This is a genomic window from Endozoicomonas sp. 4G, assembly GCF_023822025.1.
GTDB lineage: Bacteria > Pseudomonadota > Gammaproteobacteria > Pseudomonadales > Endozoicomonadaceae > Endozoicomonas_A.
On the sequence record NZ_CP082909.1, the window covers coordinates 4163261 to 4185670 of the forward strand.

The window sequence follows — 22410 nt, forward strand, 5'->3', positions numbered from 1 at the left end:
CCGTCCAGGCGACCCCGACAAGTCAACATTCCTCCCCGCCGTAAACGACGGGGAGGATGTCAACGACTTGATAATGAATGTATATCAAAGCAATATACAAATATGATTAATATTGCTGGGATCGTTGGCTTCGACTGGGACACTGGTAATTCCAAAAAAAACCAAGAAAAACATAATGTTAGCCAATATGAAGCGGAACAGGTTTTTTTCAATAAGCCTATTTTGCTTTTGTCAGACGAAAAGCATAGCTCTTTGAAATGCAGATATCACGCTTACGGTAAAACTGACGATGGTCGTAAGTTGCATGTAACGTTCACAGTAAGAGATTCTGGACAAAAAATACGTGTAATTTCTGCGAGAGATATGCACAAAAAAGAGAGGAAATTTTACGATGAACAATCTTAAAAAGGTTCCTAAGTTTAAAAACGAAAAGGAAGAACGGGAATTCTGGGACAGTCATGATTCAAGCGAATACTTCGAACTTAGCAAAGCCGTCCCTGTAACATTCCCAAACCTGAAACCGTCAACAAAATCAATCTCATTGAGGTTGCCACAAAGTTTGTTAGAGTCAATTAAGGTGGAAGCCAACAAAAGGGATGTGCCTTATCAATCCCTTATGAAAGTTTGGCTTTCAAGGGCAGTCGAGGAATTTGGAGCTAACTGACAAATGAGATTCGCTCCGATGGGCAGCATCCTGCTTTCCAAGTACCAGAGTGACGAAGGAGACCCTGTAACTGGCGGCAGTGAACTACTCGCCCCTAAAGGAGCGAGCTTCCAATACTAAGCAAGCTACCGGAGTAGTTACCGTTCTTTTCTTTTTTGACGTTTCACTGCGAGCTGCGGAAGAGGGCTTGCCCTTTTCCGACTTACATTTCGCTCCACGTCCTTTAGTCAGCACAGGAATTCCTTTGCCAACCAACTCCGTTCCAGAGTCCATGAAAAACTTAATTGCTCGTTTCTTGATTACGATGCTGGCGTTTCTGTCAGCGTTGTCAAAGTGTCCACATTGACCACAAAGAAACCGTTCTTGTGTCTTGCGGTTGTCGGGGTGAGTGTGACCGCAATCAGCACACTCTTGACTCGTAAAGGGTGCAGGCACTTTGAAGACTGCTTTGCCTGCTCTTGCTGCTTTATATCGGGTGTAGGTTTCCAGGAAGTGCCATCCTACGTTGAGAATGGCTTTGTTCAGTCCGGCTTTTTGTTTCGCCTTGTTGGAGATGAACTTTCCGTTTTGATCTTTTTTTGCTTTTGGCCTGCGGGTCATTTTTGAGGTTTTCAGATCCTCGAAAACAATGACTCTGGCCTTGCTATCGACCATTTTACGGCTGGTCTGGTGGCAGAAATCTTGCCGAATGCTGGCTACTTTCTTGTGCTGCCTGCTAATCCTGTTCTTTGTTTTCTGACGACGGTTAGAGCCTTTGGTTTGGCGAGACAAACGGCGCTGAAACCTCTTTAGGTATCGCTGGCGCTTATCCATGCTCTTTGTCTGGTTTTCTGTAAAGTCGTAAGGCTTAACGCCAGTATGAACAGGTATGACAACACCTCGATCGACGCCAATAACATGCTCTTCCAGCCACTCTTTGGAAGCACCTTTAAGGTATTCCAAATGCTCTTTTTCCGTTGCTGGTTCTTCTGACCCATCGTCATAACAGAAAGAAACGGAGTACTGACCAGCTTCTTTTCTAATGTAAATGGATTTTGGTTCGTTGAATGGGCGATGAGTTTTAAACGACAAATAACCAATATTGTTGGTCTTTGTACCAATGAAAAGACGGGTTACACCATCTTCACAGATATCGAACCGGAACACTTCATTGGTGAGATAAATGCTGCCCTTGTCGGATTTTGGCTTTTTCTTTGGCTTACCGCACTGGCCATTAATGTGTTTTTGGTAGGTCTTATACCAGTTGGTAGCCGAGTTTCTGATTATCTGACTGGGACAATCGGATAACCAGGGTGATAACTCTTCGCTTTTGAATTGGGCTGCCTTTGTGTCAATAGGAGCATACGTACCTATGGGGCAGTATTTTTTTGCGTAAGTGCTGTAATAGCGATGTTCATCACATTTCGCATTCCAGATAAACCGAGCGCAACCCATCCACTGAGACAGAACCAACTTTTGCTGATCTGTTGGATTGGCTTTGAGTCGGATACCTTGCAGCATTACATAACCTGTTGAATTGAATGGCTTCATGCTAGTCTGGCTAGAAATATCTGTCAAATATGAGGTTTTTATGTACGAATGGAGATCGGGTAGATCATGTGTATTTAGGAATAACGTACATCTAGTATTTGTTACTAAATACCGTAGAAACGAGTTCAGCAGGGAAATGGTAGGCAAGCCAAAGGGAAAGTCGTCTTATACATTAAGGCATGAATACTGGGAGCGCATAAAGCCGATGTTATGGGGGAAACACTTCTGGAGAAAGCCAGAGAACACCGCCTTCAGAAAAGTCTGTTAAAACTTCTAAGCGACTGTCACAGCAAGGCTAACGCCTTGCGCTGGCTAGACCCGCCCCTGAAGGCTGTCTCTTAGTCACAAATTCTATACTTGGCTTATCCTCTCTGAGATGAGTCAAGATCATGCTTCCACTACCTCCTCAACAATGGGCTGAACGTACTTTCGAGTGCGCAGAATTAGGTGATAAACGTCGTACAAAGAGACTAACCCGTGTAGCCATTGAACTAGCTGCCCACACGGGCTCATCTTTAGCCTCCTCGTGTGAAGGCGACCTTGCAGTGGTTGAGGGTGCCTATCGACTTATTGGAAATGAAGCTGGCAAGCGGAGCGCCCGTAAACAGCGACCTTACGAAGAAAAAGAAAGTTTTAAATGGCAGCAGTCTTCTGAAAACATCAAGCACAGATTGGGTGCCCAAATGACCAAGGTAGTTAGTGTCTGCGATCGTGAAGCGGATGTTTATGAATATATCCAGTACAAGCTGACTCACGACCAGAGGTTTGTTGTCAGGGCAACACAAAACCGAATTTTGATTGACCATGACCAACTTCTTTTTGATGCCCTGTCGGAAGAGCCAGCCTTGGGAACTTATACGATTAAAGTGCCTCAGCGTGGAGGGCAAAGTGCACGTAAAGCACGCAAAGCAACTCTGGAAGTGAAGAAGAAAACCGTTACGATTCAATCACCCCAAAGACCGGGTGGGCGTTTGGCTCCAATAACTGTCAACATTCTGATTGCGGAAGAAATCAATAATGACACTGAGGATCGGTTGCGCTGGATTTTATTGACTTCAGAGTCAGTGGAAACACTTGAAGACTGTCGTACAGTTCTGAGATTTTATGCGTTGCGTTGGCGTATTGAAGAGCTCCATAAAGCGTGCATTTTCACGGCAAAGAAACCTCTAACATTTCCCTGAATTTTGACTAACCTGATTTTCCAATAAATAGTTCATCAACTGGGAACTCAGGACTTGCTATCCAAAAAACCATTGATTTTGACCCTGGGCATTGCTTTTTCTGTGCACTGCTCCAATGGCCACGCTCAGGAAAACAGGTTGTCTTTGCTCTTCACTCTGGCTGTTGGCAAGGCGCTTATTGAATGGTACCGCTTCGACATGCCACGGCTTTGCTTCGATGATGACATCCTCTTAAAGCCAGACACTCGCTATTGCTTTTCTCCTGACTCTGGCGTCAAAGCCAAGACTTACAGCCGGGCAACCTCTGATGATAGTGCCGACAGCGAAGACAGTGACAGCGAAGACAGTGACAGCGAAGACAGTGACAGCGAAGACAGTGACAGCGAAGACAGTGACAGCGAAGACAGTGACAGCGAAGACAGTGACAGCGAAGACAGTGACAGCGAAGACAGTGACAGCGAAGACAGTGGCAGTGAAGACAGAAGCACCTCTGATGAAAACAGCGACAGCAGTCCTGAAGAAGACGAAACTGGTACCGAAACGGATGTCCAGTGTGTAAACACGACACCGGACCCTTTTCAAGCATTAAAAGAATTCAGTCAGTATTGTGCGACTCTGAAACTGAAAAGGATTAATGAGGAGTCCACTTCAGACAGTGAAATAGCCACTGGGTCAGAGGCGACTCACCCGCCTGCCGACCAGAGATACAAGAAAACCGAGGTGCACCAGTGTGACCATCAGGGCTGCGACTTCAAAACCGACCACAGCAGCAGTCTGAAAAGACACAAAAAGATCCACCTGCCGCCCCACCAGAGACCCAGAAGACTCAAGATGCACCGGTGTGACCATGAGGGCTGCAACTACGGCACCCACTGGACAGGCAATCTGAAACATCACAAACAGACCCACCTGCCTGCTGACCAGAGACCCATGAGACCCAAGGTGCACCAGTGTGACCATGAGAGCTGCAACTACAGAACCAGCTACAGGGGCAGTCTGACAAGGCACAAACAGATCCACCTGCCTGCTGACCAGAGACTCAAGGTGCACCAGTGTGACCATGAGGGCTGCAACTACAGCACTGGCTACAAAAACCACCTGCAAAGGCACAAACAGACCCACCTGCCTGCCAACCAGAAACCCAAGAAACCTAAGGTGCACCAGTGTGACCATGAGGGCTGCAACTACAGCACCGGCTACAAAAGCCATCTGCAAAGGCACAAACAGACCCACCTGCCTGCCGACGAGAGACTCAAGAGACCCAAAAGGAAAGCGTATGGTATGCCGCCATCTAACAAGAAAAGAAAGAAGGGTGATAAAGAATGATCCACCTCACAACCTATATCAAAGAAACCTCCAGCCTCTTTCCAGATTTTTACTAACCTGAATTTCTAATAAACAGTTCAACAACTGGGAAGCCAGACTTTGCTATCCAAAAAACCATTGATTTTAACTCTGGCCATTGCTTTTTCTGTACACTGCTCTAAAGGCCACGCTCAGGAAAACAGATTGTCTTTGCTCTTCGCTCTGACTGACGGCAAGGCGCTTATTGAACGGTACCACTTAGACATGCCAAGGGTTTGCTTCGATGATCCCATCCTCTTAAAGCCAGACACTCGCTATTGCTTTTCTCCAGACTCTGGCGTCGAAACCAAGACTTACAGCCGGGCAATCTCTGATGATATTGCCGATAGCGAAGACAGTGACAGCGAAGACAGTGACAGTGAAGACAACGGCGCCTCTGATCAAAACAGCAACAGCAGTTCTGAAGAAGACGAAACTGATACCGAAACGGATGTTCAGTGTGTAAACACGACAGGTGATCCTTTTCGGGCATTAAACGAAATCAGTGAGTATTGTGCGACCCTGAGACTAAAAATGATGAATCAGGAATCCATTTCAGACAGTGAAATAGCCACTGAGTTACACAAACAGACCCATCTGCCTGCCGACCAGAGACCAAAAAGACTTAAGGTGTATCAGTGTAACCACGAGGGCTGCAACTACAGCACTGACTACACGAAAGATCTGAAAAAGCACAAATGGATCCACCTGCCTGCTGACCAGAGACTCAAGGTGCACCAGTGTGACCATGAGGGCTGCAACTACAAAACCGACTTCAAGGGCAGTCTGAAAAAGCACAAACAGACCCACCTGCCCGCCGACCAGAGACCCAAAGTGCACCGGTGTGACCATGAGGACTGCAACTACAAAACCGACTACAAGGGCGATCTGAAAAAGCACAAACAGACCCACCTGCCTGCCGACCAGAGAACCTGGCCGCACCAGTGTGACCATGAAGGCTGTGACTACAGCACCGACCATGTGGGCTATCTGAAAACGCACAAAAAGACCCATCTACCTGCCAACCAGAGAACCTGGCTGCACCAGTGTGACCATGAGGGCTGCAACTACAAAACCGACTTGAGGGACAGTCTGAAAAAGCACAAACAGACCCACCTGCCTGCCGACCAGAGAGCCAAGGTGCGCCGGTGTGACCATGAGGGCTGCAACTACAGCACCGATCGGGCGAGCAATCTGAAAAGGCACAAACAGAGCCACCTGCCTACCGACCAGAGAACCAAGGCGCGCCGGTGTGACCATGAGGGCTGCAACTACAGCACCGATCGGGCGAGCAGTCTGAAAAGGCACAAACAGAGCCACCTGCCTACCGGCCAGAGAACCAAAAGAAAAGCGTATGACCAGCCGCCATATAACCGAAAAAGGAAGAAGGGTGGTAAAGAATGATCCATCTTCCAGCTCAGTGTCGGTTGAAGCGCTTTATGCTTCAACTCTTGATTAAAACCGCAACGAGCGCAACACTCGCTGTTATGGCTAAGGCTCAAGCTACCTTGTCAAACACTTAAGAAAGACATTTCTGGCACCGTTGATGTCACGATCAACGGTGAAACCTTCTCCCTTAATAACTTTGGAAGAACCTAATTTTTCGTCAATGGTCCCGTTCCATGATCGAGTCTTGGATGTATAGGCTTCGTTGCAATCAACCACATGCTTTCCATACTTTTTTGCGTACCACTTAAGCCGCTTTTTGAATTGGTAGTGGTTGAGGTCAAGCATCTGGCGGCAGGTGTTACGGCGTATGGTGCGAACCTTCTTATTTTTGCGTGTGACCATACCTCTTGTCTCAAAGGTTGGCAAAAATACAACGTCGTAGTTCGACACCAGCTCGAACGCCAGCCGGTTATGCAGATCAAGAACAATGTCATCCTTTTTGCATTTCAGCCGGTCAATTTCCCTGTTGAAATGAGTAATCCGATCTCTTGCCCACTGGGGCATATCGGGGAACTCAACGCCCTTCTGCGTGTTCAGGATTTTTTGCTTTTGACTGACCAAGCTGTCCACTTGTTTCATCAGTGGGAACAGCTTTGTTTTTGCAACGTTATCACCCGCTATCAACGCCTCTTTTTCGCTGTAGCAAGTGGCAAAGGTGCGAACTCCGGGGTCAACTCCAACGCATCTAACCTTCCCTTGGATTTCGGGATTTAGCTCAATATGTTGTTGAACCTGAACGAACCAGCGACCTTTGTCGTAGGTTATGACACAAGATTTACCCATCGCTTCTGCTGGCACATCTTCTGTCAGGTGAATCTTGCCAAGAGCGTCTACGCAGGGATTTAATCCCTTTGGGAAACGGTCAATAGAGAATGAGTGCCTGCTACCTTTGCGGCTTTTGAAATGGATTTCTGCAAAGCCCTCTTTAGCTCCCTTGAGCTTCTTGTTGTGCTCGCAGACCGCTTTGAATTTAGTCGCTGCCTCCAGTGTTCCGTTATCAGAAACAATCGAGTTATAAGCCCTGCCACTTTCTTTGTGCTCTTGCTTCACTTGAGCTTTAATGGCAGGTCGCATGTTGATGAGTTTTCCGCTGGCATCTTTATAGTCATCGTTACGGAAACGCTCAACAGCAAGGTTGTACGACCTGCGATAGAGCATCAGGGCATCGTGATAGGCTTGCTCATTCTCTGGGTAAAACCTGATCTTTTTTGACGCTATTATCTTTGCGTCTTTTAGCAGATCGCTTCCCGTAGTGGCTATTGCAGAATGAGGTAATGAAACCGATAAGCTCTTGGGTGTCGAATGACTCACTGGCGTTATCCGGGTCATCCAAAACCTCGATGTGTCCTCCCGATAATTCAACAAGCCATTTGATGAGTTCAAACCCTGATCGGGCAAGGCGATCTTTTGTGGCAACCACAATATGGGTTGGATTTCCGCACACCGCTGATTCCAGAATGGTTTGCAGTCCTTTTCTCTTAAAGTTGAAAGCACTGGCAATGTCGCTGATAAATTCTGCATCAAGGTGCTCTTTGAGTAAGATACGCTTTTGCATTTCAATGCTGGATTTTTGCTTTCCAGAACTGCTCTTGCGTAGCATATCTTCCTTTGCTGGTTAATGAATATGCGAAAGTGACCACCACTGGTTTGTTTAACTTTTTCGTAGTGACCGCTTTCGATCTTGCGCCTTATGGTTTGGCTGGTTACGCCTTCAATCTTGGCTAGCTTTGTAGTTGAAACCCACAAGATAAATTCACCTTTATAATGATTTATCTTGTGTCTAGCGTAATTGATTTTGCGATTGTTGCAATTTTATTTGACTGACACAAGAGCCATATTTTAATACGACAGACAACTCACCAAATGATCATTCACCATCCCCACAGCCTGCATATAGGCATAACAAATAATACTGCCTACAAATGAAAACCCCCTTTTTTTCAGGTCTTTACTCATAGCATCGGACTCCGGGGTAGTGACAGGCACTTCAGACAGCGTTTGCCACTGATTCCGGATCGGAGTGTGATTAACAAAGGACCAGATGTACCGATCAAAGCTGCCAAACTCTTCCTGCACCTTTAGAAAAGCCCGGGCATTGTTGATGGCACTGTTCACTTTTAACCGGTTTCTGACAATCCCCTTATCCTGAAGCAGCCTTTCTACATCTTGTTCAGTAAATTGGGCAACCGCTTCAGGATCAAAATCTGCAAAGGCATTGCGGTAACCCTCCCGGCGTTTAAGCAGGGTGATCCAGCTAAGGCCAGCCTGGGCCCCTTCCAGAATCAGAAATTCAAACAGCTTCTGATCGTCGTGGCAGGGAACGCCCCACTCTTCATCATGGTATCGAATGTAGTCCGGGTCATCTGTGCACCAGCCGCATCGTTGATCTGTCAAAAGAGTGGCTCCCATTGTTATTGTGGGAAAAGATAAAGTAATAGTGGACAGGTCAATGGCACTATTGGCCTGCCAGCATTGATTTTGGCTAAGCTGAAACAGTAGCAACTTCACGGAACGAAGTCATGCCATCCAGAGCGTCATCATCCGGCCCTGTTTTGCCACCTGTACCTCCTCGCCTGCCGGATGAGCCTTCATCAAAAACCTCGGTTTCATCAGGCTTTCGGGATATTTCGGTTGTCGATGGGCAGGAAAGATTAACGTCCCCGGAAGAAGGGCAGCACAGGACTCCCCGGAGTCTGGATTCCCGGAACCCCAGAATGGTCAGTGCCCAACCGCTAATTCAGATTGATGACCCGCAGACCGCACCCGCAACATCGGATGTAACCGCCCGCCCCAACATCAAATCAAGCGTGTTTGAGCGACTGTTGGCTTCAGTCATCATCTGGGTATTGGACTTCAAAAAAGTTCGGTCAAAAGTCAGTTTTCGAAGGGCAGCTGTCGTCAGGCAATTGAACAAACAATTAAAGAGAGTCACAGAGGCAATTCGCAATAAGCCGGGCAGGAAAACCCTCGATGAACGCCGGGTTCTGAAAAGACAGCAGATGCAGTTGCGTAAAGCAAAAAAACAGGCAAGAGCAGCCAGAGATCATGAGATTCGAAGTTATTTTAAACTGTTGCGATCGCTCAAAGCATTGCATAAAGGCGCAATACAGGAGCACACCGTTCATCTTGACGGACTGATGCTGGGGGGTGGCAAAGCCACTTTGAGGAATGTTGAGTTAAGAGTCCACAGGGTGGAGCTGTTGGATTCGGGTACGGGTCAGACTTACCCTAAAATCACTCTGGATGTTAAGGGTTCTATTGATTTCAGTGCACCCGGTCAGCCTCCCCTTAAGATGGATATTGACATCAAGGATATGGAAGCCAGTATTCAGGGCAGAATCGCACCAGGAATAAATGCCTACATCAGGGGAAAAGGCATCACAGGCTTTTTAAAGGCACTCCATCGTACTCGCAGGCAGAAAGGTCAGTTCTTCCAACTCAACCGCGCAGGGGTCTCCATAGGAAAAATAAAAGCGTCTCTGGATGAACCGGATTCTGGCACTCTGGCTACGATCACAGGGAGCTTTAATCCCACTCTAAAAGACAGCCTCAGTACGATGCTTGCTATGCTTGAGCAGCCATTTGACCTGACCGTTCATGATCTTGAAGTGGCCAGAAAAGGCCAGCCTCCGCTGGCCAGGGTGGAAGGGCTTCACATGAGCAACGAACTCAAACCTGTTGCGGGCAGAACAGGAGGCACGGAAAAAACGCTGACCGTTAAAGCGAATGCTCTGGACATGGATTCGGAAGGGGCTTCAGCTGCCCTCTATGATACTGCCCGCAAGAAAAAGCTGAAGCCCATGAGCCTGCTACCCTCTTCCTCTGGCAGAGAGGAGGATTTTGACTGGATCTCTGAACTGGAAAAACAGTCCACCGGCCTCAGGGCCAGAGTCAGCGACTTTAATCTGAAGATGAATGTGCCTGCATCAAAAGACGAAGATGTTCAAAAGCTGACTGAAAATACCCGTCTGGAAGCCAATGCGGGCCATCTGGAGTTAAGAAATAGCGGAATGGCGCAGGTGCGAATGGATCTGGATAAGGTGCAAATAGAGGGCAACCTGGCCGGAGACAAAACCGATTTTAGTGGTCGTGCCGAAACGTTTTCAGTCAGGTTGGGGCTTAATCAAAAGTTTGGAGCCGGTTCCAGCAACAGCATTGATTGCCACGCCGATGTCAGAGGTGAAGATTTAAAGGTTTCAAGAGCCTTTCACCACGGTCAGGTGCAAACTGATATAGAAACCGGTGGGCTAACGGTTGATACCGATGGCCAGCCTTCTTCGATTCATTGGGGTGATACCCGAATTGAGTTGCCCGGAAATCTGAGCGGGCAGGTGCAGAAGCTCTCTGCCCACCTCAAAGCCAGTGGTGAAGAGGACACTGAACTCAAGATTGGTGTGGGTAAAACACGTCTCTCTGGTGAGGGACAGGTGGTCGTCCAGAGCCGGGCCAGCAAGTTCTCTGTTCCGGCAGCAGGCAATGTGACTCTGGATCAGTTTGAGATCGCCACTGCCAAGTTCAAAGAAGGGGATTTAAGGCAACCTGTAGCGATCACAGAAGTCACTCCGGGACATCTCAGTATCGATAACGTTAAGGCCAGTTCTATCAAGATTGGCAATCTGACCACAGAGCTGGACGAGCAGGGTTCCGGATATGTTTATCTCAATGATGTTTTTGTCAGTGGTGATGACCTTATCAGGGATTTCGAGCAGCTTCCCGAGGCCACTCGCCAAAATATACCCACAGGTTTTCTGAAAAGCAGAAAGTTGAAAGCTTCGATCAAAGTGAAGGTTGACAATGGTCTGGTGGATCCAAAAACAGCCGAGTTTATCTCCTACGACCTGGACGAAAAGGAGGTCGATAAATCGGCATGGACACAATGGTCGTCATGGGATCAGTGGTTCAGAAGCGGTCTTATCGGTGCCGCCGGATGGGTTTCCTTCAAAGGCATGAACGTGACCGATGGACAGCTTTGTATGTCGCTGGGTATTGGCCCTTTGAGTTACCCCATTCCGATTATAAAAGCACCGCAAGAGGCAGTTCAGGGCGAAAAACTCTCTCTACCGGTTTTGCTGCATCACCATACCGGTATCCATTGGCGAGGTGTTGTAGCAGACGACAGAGACTTTATACATAAGGTCAATGCAGGTGACCTGCAGGCTCTGTCAACGCTGGCGTCCTATTGTCAAGAGGCCGGACCTGAACGGGCTGTGCGACTGCTGAAAACTTTACAGCTGCAACCCTGGATAGAAAGGTCAAGGGCTGGGGATAAACTGGCCCTCAGTTATCTGAAAACATTAGCCGGATTGCTGTTTAAATATCCAGATACAGCAGGTCGGGGAATCCTGCTATTCAGGAGCCTGCAATGGCCTGTCACCCGTCCTCTGGCTGAAGCCTTGCTGAAACCGCCCTACCGTTCGCAGATTGATCCCGTAGCCCTGGCACTTTCCGCCGCGCAGGCAGGACTGGCTGGAGAAGCTTACGAGGTTATAGCTCAGGCACTCAACAAAAAGCCAGAAGACCCCAGACTGAATTACCATGCAAGTGTCGTTTTAAGAGACTGGCTCCATGCCATCGGGCCGAATGAGATGAGCGAGGAGGATAAAGAGCATTGGATCATTGAGTCGGCGCACAGGTTATCGGTGGCTGCCAGGAAACAATACCCGGCAGCTGTGGAGCTGCAAAAGCAACTCTGTGACGAGCAGGAGCCTTACACGTTACTGGCTGAAGCAGGTGATTTGTTGACCTGTGATCATCAACCTTCTGCTTTCTATAAAGCCCTGAACCGGCTTGAGCAAATAGCTGCACAAATAGCTGCACAAGGAGAAGACGTCAGAGGACGAATAGCAAAAACCATTCTGCTTAATAGAATTGAAAACAGTGGCAAGATCTTCATTCACCCAACTGCCGAAGTTGAAAAAAATATTCATGCCCTGGAAAAACGGATTAAACATCAAGGCATACACGACGCCACGCCGGAAGAACTCTACCAATTGGGTATACGTTACCTTTATGGTGTTGAAGGCAAGGTCTCCAACCCCGCCAGAGCAGTTCAACTGTTGCAACAGGCCAGCCAGGGAGGGGAAGCCAGGGCGTTGCTGCACCTTGAACTGGCACAGTCAGCCCTCGGGGGCTCTTAACAGAAAAAGAACTGTCTGTTTTTCAGGCAGACAGGTATCCTGTCCATTCATTTAATCCAGAGATTTTCAATCGATGAAAATTACTGACAAAAAAGTCGCACTGATCCATTACACCCTGAAAAATCACGAAGGCGAAGTTCTGGACAGTTCTGAAGGTCATGATCCCCTGGCCTACCTGCATGGTGAGGGTAATATTGTCGCTGGTCTGGAAAGTGCTCTGGAAGGAAAAGCGGCGGGAGACAAACTGGAAGTCTCTGTGGAAGCGGCTGAGGCCTACGGCGAATACGATGAAAGCCTGGTACAACCCATTCCCCGTGCCCAGTTTGGTGAACACGAGGTAGAAGTGGGTATGCAGTTTCATGCCGATACCGCGATCGGCCCACGCATTGTCACGATTACTGCCATTGAAGGTGATGAAGTGGTGATTGATGCCAACCATCAGCTGGCCGGTGAAGATCTGAACTTTGCTGTTGAAGTGGTTGAAGTGCGCGAGGCCACTGAAGAAGAGCTGGAACATGGTCATGTGCATGGGCCTGATGATCACGAGCACTGACTCATCATAAAAAAACCGGGTCAATCCCGGTTTTTTTATGCCCTGTAAAAAGCGCCGGTAAAAAGCGCCGGTAAACAGCGTCAGCTTCTTTTAAAGGAGATTATGTTTCGAAAACTACCTTCGGGCAACTTTGTCAACAGGACACCAAGCAACAGGAACACCGTCAGAACCATAGACTCATGGCTGAGCATTCTTCCGTAATACACACTGTCCAGGAAGAGTGCAATCATCGGAAAAATCAGGAAGCAAATGGAAGCCTGAAATGGGCTGGCCAGTTTGTTCAGCTGAAAGTAAGCCATAATGCCGCCAATTCCTGCGACCGAACCCAGATAGATCACGGCGCTGAGTGAAAGCGCTGAGAAGTTGCTGATATCCGGCGCTTCCATAAAATAACCGGTAATGATCAGCAGTACCGATGCCATCAGACAGGGAAGGGCATTGTAGGTCAGGACATGAATACCCTCGCAACGACTCTGGACATTGGTGTAAACCAGGGCATGCATACACACAGCGACCACCAGTGCAACCACACCGATCAGGCTGCCATTACTGCTGACCGACATTTGGTTACCAATAATCGTCACCAGACTGCCCAGGGCTATGATCAGACCCACCAGCTGATGTATCGCTACCCTCTGGCGATGAAGTAATACCGAAAGCACCAGAACCGCAACCGGCATATTGGCAAAAATGATAGAAGCCAGCCCTGATGAAATATATTGCTCACCAAAAATCATCAGCGTGAAGGGGATGGCAAAGTAAAACAAACTGATCAGGATAAATTCCAACCCCTTGTCCCTTGGAAACCAGATCGTAACGCCTTTCACTCTGGCCAGTAAGATAATCAGGGGGGCTGCTACGGCAAAACGAATCCCTGTAGCGATAATGGGTGGAATGGTAGCAACCGCCAGCGCCATAGCCAGCCACGTCGTACCCCAAATGAAGCAGACAGTCATAAATAAAAGGCTGACCCGGGTTTTTGTGCTCATGCTAACATCCTCGTAATACGTTCATAGCCTGAAAAGCAGTTTTTACTATTAACTAACTCTGATGAAAAAAGTTTATATACTGCAACTGGAAAAATGTTGTCAAAGTTGCCATGATTTAAGCAATTTTTAGGAAAATAATTCTCCATTATGCTCGATAAAAAAGATAAACTGATTCTGGACTGCCTCCAGCGCGACGCCTCCACGCCAGTGGCCGATATTGCCGACAAGGTCGGGTTGACGGTTTCACCCTGCTGGAAGCGCTTAAAAAGGCTGGAAGAAGAAGGCTACATCACTCAGCGGGTAGCCCTGCTGGATAGCGATAAACTGGGGCTACAGCTCACGGCTTTCGTTAATATCAAAACCCGTAATCACAGCAATGAATGGTATGAAGCTTTTGTCTCCCAGGTCAGTGGTTTTGTCGAAGTCGTTGAATTCTTCCGGATGGCGGGAGAGTACGACTACATGATGAAAGTAATGGTCAGGGATATGGCCGCCTTCGACGTATTCTACAAACGGTTGGTAAACAGCGTCACCGGGCTCAGCGAGGTGACCTCTTCCTTCGCCATGGAAAAGCTGAAAAATACCACGTATCTGCCGTTGGGTTGATGGTCAAAGCCCGCTCCAGCGGAAGTCAGGCTTTTAACATATCGATTACTGCTTTGCAATTGCCTGAAGCCGTTGCTGTTCACGAACCACCTGTTTGGCTTTTCTTCGATTCAATACCGTCTTGCCGACTTCACCGCCCAGGTGGGCTTCTCCTCGTTGTCTTGCCAGCTGAATCTGGTGTTCACGTTCGCGAAAACGTTGCTTCTGATCCGGGGTGTGGCTGTCATAACAGTGAGGGCAACTGACGCCCTGTTCAAAATGTTCACTGAGCCGATCCTGCTCTGTAATAGGTAGACGACAGGCGTTGCACTGATCGTACTGGCCTTTTTCAAGCTGATGATTAACAGTGACACGGTCATCAAAAACAAAGCATTCGCCTTCCCAGGTGGACTCTTCCTGCGGCACTTCTTCCAGATATTTCAGAATCCCGCCTTTTAAGTGGAACACTTCTTCAAAGCCCTGCTCTTTCAAATAAGCGGTCGACTTTTCGCAGCGGATGCCACCGGTGCAGAACATAGCCACTTTCTTGTGCTGCTGGGGATTGAGGTGATCCTTAACGTACTGGGGAAACTCCCTGAACGTTTTGGTATTGGGATTGACCGCATTTTTGAAGGAGCCTACCTGCACTTCATAGTCATTCCGGGTATCGACCACCAGGACATCCGGATCCTTGATTAAATCGTTCCATGATCGGGCATCGACGTAGGTGCCGACCACATGATTGGGATCAATACCTTCCACTCCCATGGTGACGATTTCTTTCTTCAGTTTGACTTTGGTGCGCTTGAAAGGCATCGCTTCAGTATGGGATGTTTTGTACTCAAGTTCAGCGAGACGAGGGTCGCTTTTCAGCCAGGCCAGAAGCTGGTCAATCGCTTCGCGGGTACCGGCAACGGTGCCATTAATGCCTTCCCGGGCAAGCAGCAGAGTGCCATGAACCTGATTATCTTCCATCACTTTCAGAAGCCTGGGCTTAATGGCTTCAAAATTATCCAGAGTGACAAATTTATAGAGCGCACAAACGACGATTGACATATAAAATCCTGTTGCTGGCCGGAGCGTAAATCCGGTGCAGTGTATTATTTTCTGGTCAGAAATCAGACCAGGTGAGCATAACAAAGAGCCGCTAACTATTCAGCCAGACATCTTTGGCCCAGTGCCAGACCGAAGGCCAGGTGGCTTCTGAGAGCTCACCGGCTGCCCACAGCCCCACCTCACCTTCTGCAGACACGCAATAAACATCGCCATTATGCTCACAGATCGGCAGTAGGTCCCTGGGCATACCCTGATCCCAGGCGATGGCGGCCACCTCGGGCAAATAGGTATGAGAATGAGGATCTTTAATGGTCACGGGCTCTATGGAGCCATAAACAACATCACTGACCTGCAATAAAAATTCCCGAAGCTCGGAGGGGATAGGAATCAGCAGCTGCTCTTGCGCTTCGATAACCTCATCTTCGTCAGGAAGCTCCAGTGGCGTAGGAACCTCGACGGCACTTTCCCGGAGTTCATCAATAACATCTTCCATAGCGATAACCTGTTACTGGCACTGTGACGGTAGCAAAGCCCCCGGGCAATCCAGCGGCTGTTAGCAAGCTCAATCGAGCCGGAGTTCCCGATTATCTGCGACCTTTGCGCGGTCTGCCAGACTTTTTGACGGGCGCCTGGTCACTCAGAGTCACGTTAACACCGTCCTCAAAATAGGGAACCGGCTCAACCTTCAGAGGCTTTTTAATAAGCTTACGAATGGCTTCCAGCGGTTTTTTCTCTTCCGGGTTCATCAGGGAGATGGCTCGCCCGGGGCTGCCAGCACGACCAGTCCGACCAATACGATGCACATAATCCTGGGGCACTTTCGGCAGGTCGTAGTTGACAACCAGTGGCAACTGATCGAGGTCCAGCCCCCTGGAGGCAACATCGGTGGCCACCAGAACCCGGTAGGCACCTGCCTGAAACTCAATGAGCGTTCTGCTGCGAGCGTGCTGACTTTTGTCACTGTGCAGGGCGGTGGCGCTGATACCTTCGTCAGAGAGCAGGTCTGCGACTTTTTCAGCGGCCTTTTTAGTGCGAACGAACACCAGCGCCTGCTCCCACTTTCCCCCTTCAATGATGTAACTGAGAATTTCTGGTTTATCCTGCTGATCCACAGGATAGACCGACTGCCTGACCGTGTTGGCAGCGGAGTTGGGGTTCTCTATTTCAATTTTGACCGGATGACGCTGAAACTCATGAGCCAGGGTCTTGATCTCTTTGGAGAAGGTGGCAGAGAAAAGCAGGTTCTGACGTTTGGCAGGCAGAGCCTCAAGAATCTGATCCAGCTCGGCCTTGAAACCAAGATCCAGCATTCTGTCGGCTTCATCCAGAACCAGAATTTTCAGGTGGTTCAGGGTCAAATGTTGTTTTCGAATCAAATCCAGCAGTCGGCCTGGTGTTGCCGTCAGGACATCCACACCATCCCGTAACGCTGTGACCTGGGGCTCTAGATCAACACCGCCGTATACCACCGCGGAGCGAAGAGAGAGCTGTGCACCATAGCGAACCACACTCTCGCCAACCTGCACAGCCAGCTCTCGGGTTGGTACCAGAATCAAGGCACGGACAGGATGATTTTTAAGCGTTCGCATCTCTGACAGACGGTGCAGCATCGGCAGGGTGAAGCTCGCGGTTTTACCGGTTCCGGTCTGGGCTGATGCCATAACATCGCGACCGGTCAGCACCATAGGGATGGCTTTGGCCTGAATCGGGGAGGCTTTTTGATAACCCTGTTCAGTGACAGCCTGAAGTAGAGGTTCACACAAACCAAGGGATGAAAAGTCAGTCATTGATCTGTAGACCTCTAAGACATGAAAATGGGTCGGGTATTTTACAGCAGTTCTGATGCCCTGTGCATTGGGGTTTACCCAATGCTATTGGAGCTCAGAAGTGCTTGCGCAACCGAACTGGCAGTTTTCGGAACTCCATCTCGTAGTAACCTTCGGCTCCGACCATCTCCCCGGCCGTGTCATAAAGCCATTGAGCCATGCCGTACAGACCTTCTTCATAGGTATTAATGGCGCCCGTCAGGGTGATCTCTCCCAGGCTCCGATTAATATTCATCACTTTGACAACACCGTCGAGCTCAGGGCCTTTCAGCTTGAAGGTGGCATCAGAGCTACAACCATTCAGTGTGAAGTACTCATTTTTGACCAGTTTATGATGGAGAGCCCCTGATGAGTCCATATCCAGCTCAAACAGTTTGATAATGCCAGAGCTGCTGTTGTTCTGGCTGACTTTCAGCTCCATCTGAAACTGCTCCACCTTGCCGCTGGAGCGGTCAAAAGTGATGCTCGACATACCTGAGTAGCTACCTGCGGGCAGGTCGCAGAGGTTTTCAGCACTGGCAAAGCTGGCCAGACAAATAAATGCGCTAAATAAAGCACCGTTCAGTAAATTCTTCATTCCTTTGTTACTCCCTTGTCCAATTTTTTTAATAGCCTTTTTTTAATGGCTTGCACCGTTGGACAGGGAGCGTGGGGGAAAGTTCAGAGATGTAATCGTTTACAGGACGCAATGCCTTTTCACCACGGGGCCGACGGAGAATAATTTACAACTAAACCAGAGTGACCGGAAATCAGAAGTATAATTATCCACAGGTCATGTCATCACGTTTGGTTAAACCGACGGCCACGAGCAGCAAAATAGTTGATCGCTGCTCACCGCTAAACGTTGTTCACGGTTAAAAATGCAGGTGAAAAAACATGAGCGCAAACAAGGCTGGGCAAAATGATGCAATGCCCGTTGTGGACAGTGAAGAGATTGCCCGGCGGGTAGTCCGACATCTTCATCAATCACTGGGTGTTGAGTTCGATGAATCCGGGCCTGCGGAGTATTGGGAAGCTCTGAGCCTGGTAGTCCGCGAGATGGATCTGCAACGAATCCGGGCCACACGCAAGAAAGAGCGTGAAGGCAAAGCCCGTCGTATTTACTACCTGTCGCTGGAGTTCCTGGTGGGTCGTCTGCTGGGCAACAATCTTCATAACCTGGGAATCTTCAGGCAGACAGAAGAAGCCATGGCCAACCTGGGAGTACCTCTGGTTGATATTCTTGAGTATGAGTCTGACCCGTCACTGGGCAATGGCGGGCTGGGCAGACTGGCGGCCTGCTTTATGGATTCCATGACCACTCTTGATATCCCTGCCATGGGTTATGGCATCAACTATCGATTTGGTCTCTTTCGCCAGAGCTTTGCCGGAGGCAAACAGGTAGAAACCCCCGACACCTGGCGTGAAGACAGTTTCCCCTGGGGCATTGAGAGACCCAAGCGCAAGCAGCATATCAAACTCTATGGCACCGTCAGGGAACATGCGGGTAAAGCGGTCTGGGAAGATGCCCAGGAAATGTTGGGGATGCCCTGGGATGTTCCTGTCACCGGTTATGGCACCGACACCGTTAACACCCTGCGCCTCTGGGAAAGCCGTGCCGCTCACGGTTTTGACCTGAACAGTTTTGATGCCGGTCGTTATCAGGACTCCCGTTCACAGGAAATCAGCGCCGAAAACATCAGTCAGGTGCTCTACCCCAACGATAATCATCCTGCGGGTAAAGAGCTGCGCCTGATCCAGCAGTATTTCTTTGTCGCCTGTTCACTGGCGGACCTGATCCATCGCTACAAGCGTGAAAACAGTGAGAGCCTGGATCACATTGCCGACAAGGTAGCCATTCAGCTGAATGACACCCACCCTGCCATCGCGGTGGCAGAGTTCATGCGCATTCTTATGGACGAAGAAGACTTTGTCTTCAACCGGGCGCTGGCTATCACCCGTGAAGTGTTTGCCTACACCAATCACACCTTGTTGCCAGAAGCCCTGGAAAAGTGGCCTCAGAGTCTGATTACCAAAGTGCTGCCCCGTCACATGCAGATCATTCACATGATCAACTACCACTTCCTGAATTCTGAAGTCGAGGCGGTCTGGCCGGGTGATGACCATATGAAACGTCGCCTGTCCATTATCGAAGAGCCGGACCGTGCGGGGGATGACCAGATGGTGCGCATGGCATTCCTGTCAGTCATCGGTAGCCATAAAGTCAATGGCGTGGCTGCTTTGCACTCAAGACTGGTTCAGGAAAAGCTGTTCCCCGAATTCCACCAAATCTGGCCTGATAAAATCGTCAATGTCACCAACGGTGTCACTCCCAGACGGTGGCTGGATTATTGCAACCCGGAACTGGCTGCGCTGATTGATGAAACCGTCAAAGGTGACTGGCGAAAAGACCTGTATAAGCTCGATGCTCTGAAGGCTCATGCCGATGATCCGGCGTTCCAGAAGCGTTTTGCGGCCATCAAACACGATAATAAAAAGCAGCTGGCAGCCGTTATCAAGGAACTCTGCGATGTGGATGTGAGTCCCGATGCCATTTTTGACGTTCAGATCAAGCGCCTTCACGAATACAAGCGTCAGCAAATGAATCTGCTTCATATCATGGCGCTGTACCGTCGGTTGCTGGATAACCCGGACCAGGACGTACCCCAGCGGGTGTTTATTTTTGCTGCCAAGGCGGCACCCGGCTACAAAGTGGCAAAAACCATTATTCATGCCATTAACCGGGTGGCTGAACGTGTGAATAATGATCGCCGCATCAAAGATAAGCTGAAGGTGGTTTTCCTGCCCAATTATCGCGTCAGCCTGGCAGAAAAAATTATCCCTGCGGCGGATGTTTCTGAGCAGATATCCACGGCCGGATTTGAAGCATCCGGCACCGGTAACATGAAGTTTGCTCTCAACGGCGCCCTGACCGTGGGGACGCTTGATGGCGCTAATGTCGAGATTGCCGAAGAAGTAGGCGACGATAATATCTTTATTTTCGGCCTGACGGTTGAACAGGTGTCAGAGCTTCGCCACCGTGGCTATAACCCCAGGGACGTCTACCACAGTTCTGATGAGTTGCGCAGTGTCATTGACTGGCTGGATTCCGGAGACCTTTCTCCCGAAGAACCAGAGGCCTTCAGACCTCTGGTTGAAGCCCTGCTGGATCAGGGGGATTACTTCCTGACACTGGCGGATTACCAAGCCTACAGTGACGCCCATGATCGTATTGTTGAGACCTGGAAAAAACCAGAACTCTGGTGGCAAAAGGCGATCATCAACTCAGCTTCCATGGGCAAGTTTTCATCTGACCGATCCATTCAGGACTACGGTAAGACCATCTGGAACATGGTTTAAAAGCTAAAAAACTCATTCAACCTCCCTTCTGGTCGGTCCAGAGGGGAGGCTGCTCTTTCGATACACGACAAACGTCATAAGAATCAGTTTTATAGATCGTTTATACGCTATTTACTATTAAAATAACCACTATACTCCAAGTTCTGAAAAGTGTTACAGGCAAGTTTTTGGCCGGTTTTTAACGTAACCATGGTCGAGGAGCTTAAGTATGAAACGAGTTTTAGTGGTTCTAACCGTACTGGTGTTATCTATTGTCTTCATCCGCAATGGAGTTGCTCTTACCGAGGAACAAGACTTGGTAGGGCTTACGGACCTTGATGTCAGCAGCGGCGACTCCAGCGTGTCGTTCGAGGGCGAAGATATTCCCGGGCATTCTACGAAAGCAATCAACGATCAGTACAATCTGGTTCCTTTCAAGGTCAGTGAAGATAACTACACTGACTCCAAGAAAAAGCTGACGCTTCTTTGGGCCAGGGCGACTTTTCTTGATGGTGAGGAGAAGGAGAACGGCCCCCAACCGGCACTATTTCCATTAAACACGGCCTATAATCCGGCTTACCCCTACGGGTATGCAACCCAAGACTGTATCTCTCCACTGCCAGCACCTTTAACCAAAAAGAACCGCTGCAATGATCAGCAACTGACTGGATTCTGTCGAGTCAAGATCATGATGGACAACGAAACGGGTACTCCGGGTACCTTGGTTGGTATGCTGGCCAACACACCTGATAATTTCAGCGGATGTCTTTTATCCAGTCTAAATACAGATTTGTTCCTGCAATCTTTGGGGGATGAAAATCTACTACCCAGAGACATTCTGGTCACTGACAAAGAGTATTATCAGATCAATGTTAGTTATGGCAGTGTCTCCTACCAATTTCGGGAAGAGATCAAGCGTCCGGTACCCTTTGCATCGACAGTACGATTGTCCGGAAGCCTGCGTCATGAAACTTTGTGTAAAAACGATGCCAGCCCCGGAATCCAATGGTATAGCGATGGGACTCATAAAAGCGAGTATGGATGCACAGGCCTGACAGCTGGGACTGACTTACCAAGCGGCAATCTCGAAACACCCCACTTTGTCCCTGTACGACAAAAACCCCAGCCATCCCGGTCTCCTGTTGCATGGCAAGCATCAACAACGGAAGAAAGCGCAAGAGGAACCAATCTTGAAGTTCAGCAATACTTTTGCTCCCCCAAAAAGCCTTACAAAGAATTTATCCTGGGCTCACTGGCGGGACAGGGGCCTGATAAGTATTGCGCATATATTGGTACCAGCGGAAAAAGTGGCTACGTCGCTACCAATCAGGATGGCAGTATTGCTTCTGATTACCTGAGACCTGTGATTGACGGATATGTTAGTTGGCAGGCTTTTGAGGATGACCTGCCTGACAAAGCTGTTATAGCAGGTTACAGCGTTTCAGATTCTGACAATAAAATAAGTAAGGTACCGCAATACTTTTGCCGTTTTATGAATAACGATTTCGAAACCTTCGGCAAGTATTTTGAGGAGGACAAAGTCAAAGACGAAGTCAAAGTCAAAGTCAAAGTCTGTAAAGCCTCATTTGCAACACCCTCCGGTGAGTCCCACGCTTTAGTTGATTCCAAGACCTTTGAAATTCTGGTCATGGACTAACAGGCTGAGTCAAAAGGTAAGAATCTGGAAAATGGCTTAAAGGCCAGAAAACTCATTCAACCTCCCCTCTATCCGATCCAGAGGGGAGGTATTTCCCCCCCCCCTCGTTCCCAGTCGAGTC

At 48.9% G+C, this 22410-nt stretch carries 19 protein-coding genes; 10 read left to right on the forward strand and 9 right to left on the reverse strand.

The window, feature by feature from the left end:
• Positions 1 to 102: 102 nt before the first annotated feature.
• On the forward strand, positions 103 to 405 hold the full coding sequence (locus K7B67_RS16290; RefSeq protein WP_252176937.1) for a BrnT family toxin: 303 nt from the start codon (positions 103 to 105) through the stop codon (positions 403 to 405).
• Entirely contained in the window at positions 392 to 664 is a 273-nt protein-coding gene (locus K7B67_RS16295) for a BrnA antitoxin family protein (RefSeq protein WP_252176938.1), read from the forward strand. Before K7B67_RS16290 ends, K7B67_RS16295 begins: the two co-directional genes overlap by 14 nt.
• Before the next feature lie 84 nt (positions 665 to 748).
• Here the strand turns inward: K7B67_RS16295 and K7B67_RS16300 are convergent, their stop codons facing one another.
• Entirely contained in the window at positions 749 to 2164 is a 1416-nt protein-coding gene (locus K7B67_RS16300; protein WP_252176939.1) for a transposase, read from the reverse strand.
• A gap of 419 nt (positions 2165 to 2583) precedes the next feature.
• Here K7B67_RS16300 and K7B67_RS16305 point away from each other — a divergent pair, with 419 nt between their 5' ends.
• From K7B67_RS16305 to K7B67_RS16315, 3 genes are all read left to right on the forward strand, one after another.
• Positions 2584 to 3375 carry an IS4 family transposase gene (locus K7B67_RS16305; protein WP_252176940.1) on the forward strand — a complete coding sequence of 264 codons (792 nt, stop codon included), beginning with the start codon at positions 2584 to 2586 and terminating at the stop codon, positions 3373 to 3375.
• 54 nt (positions 3376 to 3429) lie between these two features.
• Positions 3430 to 4701, forward strand: a complete 1272-nt coding sequence (locus tag K7B67_RS16310; RefSeq protein ID WP_252176941.1) for a hypothetical protein — start codon at positions 3430 to 3432, stop codon at positions 4699 to 4701.
• A gap of 99 nt (positions 4702 to 4800) precedes the next feature.
• The gene (locus K7B67_RS16315) at positions 4801 to 6123 is read left to right on the forward strand and encodes a hypothetical protein (RefSeq protein ID WP_252176942.1); all 1323 of its coding nucleotides are present in this window, start codon (positions 4801 to 4803) and stop codon (positions 6121 to 6123) included.
• Positions 6124 to 6222: 99 nt separating this feature from the next.
• On the opposite strand, the gene K7B67_RS16320 is transcribed toward K7B67_RS16315, so the two are convergent.
• The 3 genes from K7B67_RS16320 to K7B67_RS16330 all read right to left on the reverse strand — a co-directional run bounded on the left by K7B67_RS16320 (position 6223) and on the right by K7B67_RS16330 (position 8577).
• Positions 6223 to 7326 (reverse strand): RNA-guided endonuclease TnpB family protein, encoded by a 1104-nt coding sequence (locus K7B67_RS16320; protein ID WP_252176943.1) that lies wholly within the window; start codon positions 7324 to 7326, stop codon positions 6223 to 6225.
• Between the two features lie 22 nt (positions 7327 to 7348).
• Entirely contained in the window at positions 7349 to 7768 is a 420-nt protein-coding gene (locus tag K7B67_RS16325) for a recombinase family protein (RefSeq protein WP_252176944.1), read from the reverse strand.
• A gap of 239 nt (positions 7769 to 8007) precedes the next feature.
• Entirely contained in the window at positions 8008 to 8577 is a 570-nt protein-coding gene (locus K7B67_RS16330; RefSeq protein ID WP_252180598.1) for a DNA-3-methyladenine glycosylase I, read from the reverse strand.
• A 110-nt stretch (positions 8578 to 8687) separates the two neighbouring features.
• Between K7B67_RS16330 and K7B67_RS16335 the strand changes: the two genes are divergently transcribed.
• Complete coding sequence (locus K7B67_RS16335) at positions 8688 to 12305, forward strand: hypothetical protein (protein WP_252176945.1); 3618 nt, start codon at positions 8688 to 8690, stop codon at positions 12303 to 12305.
• 73 nt (positions 12306 to 12378) lie between these two features.
• A complete protein-coding gene (gene slyD, locus K7B67_RS16340) occupies positions 12379 to 12858 on the forward strand; it encodes a peptidylprolyl isomerase (protein ID WP_252176946.1) in 480 nt (159 codons plus the stop codon).
• 80 nt (positions 12859 to 12938) lie between these two features.
• On the opposite strand, the gene K7B67_RS16345 is transcribed toward slyD, so the two are convergent.
• Complete coding sequence (locus K7B67_RS16345) at positions 12939 to 13847, reverse strand: DMT family transporter (RefSeq protein WP_252176947.1); 909 nt, start codon at positions 13845 to 13847, stop codon at positions 12939 to 12941.
• A 147-nt stretch (positions 13848 to 13994) separates the two neighbouring features.
• Here K7B67_RS16345 and K7B67_RS16350 point away from each other — a divergent pair, with 147 nt between their 5' ends.
• Positions 13995 to 14453, forward strand: a complete 459-nt coding sequence (locus tag K7B67_RS16350) for an Lrp/AsnC family transcriptional regulator (protein ID WP_252176948.1) — start codon at positions 13995 to 13997, stop codon at positions 14451 to 14453.
• 45 nt (positions 14454 to 14498) lie between these two features.
• On the opposite strand, the gene K7B67_RS16355 is transcribed toward K7B67_RS16350, so the two are convergent.
• The 4 genes from K7B67_RS16355 to K7B67_RS16370 all read right to left on the reverse strand — a co-directional run bounded on the left by K7B67_RS16355 (position 14499) and on the right by K7B67_RS16370 (position 17891).
• Positions 14499 to 15488 (reverse strand): rhodanese-related sulfurtransferase, encoded by a 990-nt coding sequence (locus K7B67_RS16355; RefSeq protein ID WP_252176949.1) that lies wholly within the window; start codon positions 15486 to 15488, stop codon positions 14499 to 14501.
• Between the two features lie 91 nt (positions 15489 to 15579).
• A complete protein-coding gene (locus tag K7B67_RS16360) occupies positions 15580 to 15981 on the reverse strand; it encodes an SMI1/KNR4 family protein (protein WP_252176950.1) in 402 nt (133 codons plus the stop codon).
• A 91-nt stretch (positions 15982 to 16072) separates the two neighbouring features.
• On the reverse strand, positions 16073 to 17275 hold the full coding sequence (locus tag K7B67_RS16365; protein ID WP_252176951.1) for a DEAD/DEAH box helicase: 1203 nt from the start codon (positions 17273 to 17275) through the stop codon (positions 16073 to 16075).
• A gap of 94 nt (positions 17276 to 17369) precedes the next feature.
• Complete coding sequence (locus tag K7B67_RS16370) at positions 17370 to 17891, reverse strand: hypothetical protein (RefSeq protein WP_252176952.1); 522 nt, start codon at positions 17889 to 17891, stop codon at positions 17370 to 17372.
• Positions 17892 to 18190: 299 nt separating this feature from the next.
• Between K7B67_RS16370 and K7B67_RS16375 the strand changes: the two genes are divergently transcribed.
• Together K7B67_RS16375 and K7B67_RS16380 are read left to right on the forward strand one after the other, a co-directional pair.
• Positions 18191 to 20653, forward strand: a complete 2463-nt coding sequence (locus K7B67_RS16375) for a glycogen/starch/alpha-glucan phosphorylase (RefSeq protein ID WP_252176953.1) — start codon at positions 18191 to 18193, stop codon at positions 20651 to 20653.
• 208 nt (positions 20654 to 20861) lie between these two features.
• Positions 20862 to 22289, forward strand: a complete 1428-nt coding sequence (locus tag K7B67_RS16380) for a hypothetical protein (RefSeq protein ID WP_252176954.1) — start codon at positions 20862 to 20864, stop codon at positions 22287 to 22289.
• Positions 22290 to 22410 lie beyond the last annotated feature (121 nt).

Excerpts from the sequence above, each read along its gene's own strand:
- K7B67_RS16290 (WP_252176937.1), top strand. The coding sequence starts at position 103 with ATGATTAATATTGCTGGGATCGTTGGCTTCGACTGGGACACTGGTAAT.
- K7B67_RS16295 (WP_252176938.1), top strand. The coding sequence starts at position 392 with ATGAACAATCTTAAAAAGGTTCCTAAGTTTAAAAACGAAAAGGAAGAA.
- K7B67_RS16300 (WP_252176939.1), bottom strand. The coding sequence starts at position 2,164 with ATGCTGCAAGGTATCCGACTCAAAGCCAATCCAACAGATCAGCAAAAG.
- K7B67_RS16305 (WP_252176940.1), top strand. The coding sequence starts at position 2,584 with ATGCTTCCACTACCTCCTCAACAATGGGCTGAACGTACTTTCGAGTGC.
- K7B67_RS16320 (WP_252176943.1), bottom strand. The coding sequence starts at position 7,326 with ATGCTCTATCGCAGGTCGTACAACCTTGCTGTTGAGCGTTTCCGTAAC.
- K7B67_RS16325 (WP_252176944.1), bottom strand. The coding sequence starts at position 7,768 with ATGCTACGCAAGAGCAGTTCTGGAAAGCAAAAATCCAGCATTGAAATG.
- K7B67_RS16330 (WP_252180598.1), bottom strand. The coding sequence starts at position 8,577 with ATGGGAGCCACTCTTTTGACAGATCAACGATGCGGCTGGTGCACAGAT.
- K7B67_RS16335 (WP_252176945.1), top strand. The coding sequence starts at position 8,688 with ATGCCATCCAGAGCGTCATCATCCGGCCCTGTTTTGCCACCTGTACCT.
- slyD (WP_252176946.1), top strand. The coding sequence starts at position 12,379 with ATGAAAATTACTGACAAAAAAGTCGCACTGATCCATTACACCCTGAAA.
- K7B67_RS16345 (WP_252176947.1), bottom strand. The coding sequence starts at position 13,847 with ATGAGCACAAAAACCCGGGTCAGCCTTTTATTTATGACTGTCTGCTTC.
- K7B67_RS16350 (WP_252176948.1), top strand. The coding sequence starts at position 13,995 with ATGCTCGATAAAAAAGATAAACTGATTCTGGACTGCCTCCAGCGCGAC.
- K7B67_RS16355 (WP_252176949.1), bottom strand. The coding sequence starts at position 15,488 with ATGTCAATCGTCGTTTGTGCGCTCTATAAATTTGTCACTCTGGATAAT.
- K7B67_RS16360 (WP_252176950.1), bottom strand. The coding sequence starts at position 15,981 with ATGGAAGATGTTATTGATGAACTCCGGGAAAGTGCCGTCGAGGTTCCT.
- K7B67_RS16365 (WP_252176951.1), bottom strand. The coding sequence starts at position 17,275 with ATGACTGACTTTTCATCCCTTGGTTTGTGTGAACCTCTACTTCAGGCT.
- K7B67_RS16370 (WP_252176952.1), bottom strand. The coding sequence starts at position 17,891 with ATGAAGAATTTACTGAACGGTGCTTTATTTAGCGCATTTATTTGTCTG.
- K7B67_RS16375 (WP_252176953.1), top strand. The coding sequence starts at position 18,191 with ATGAGCGCAAACAAGGCTGGGCAAAATGATGCAATGCCCGTTGTGGAC.
- K7B67_RS16380 (WP_252176954.1), top strand. The coding sequence starts at position 20,862 with ATGAAACGAGTTTTAGTGGTTCTAACCGTACTGGTGTTATCTATTGTC.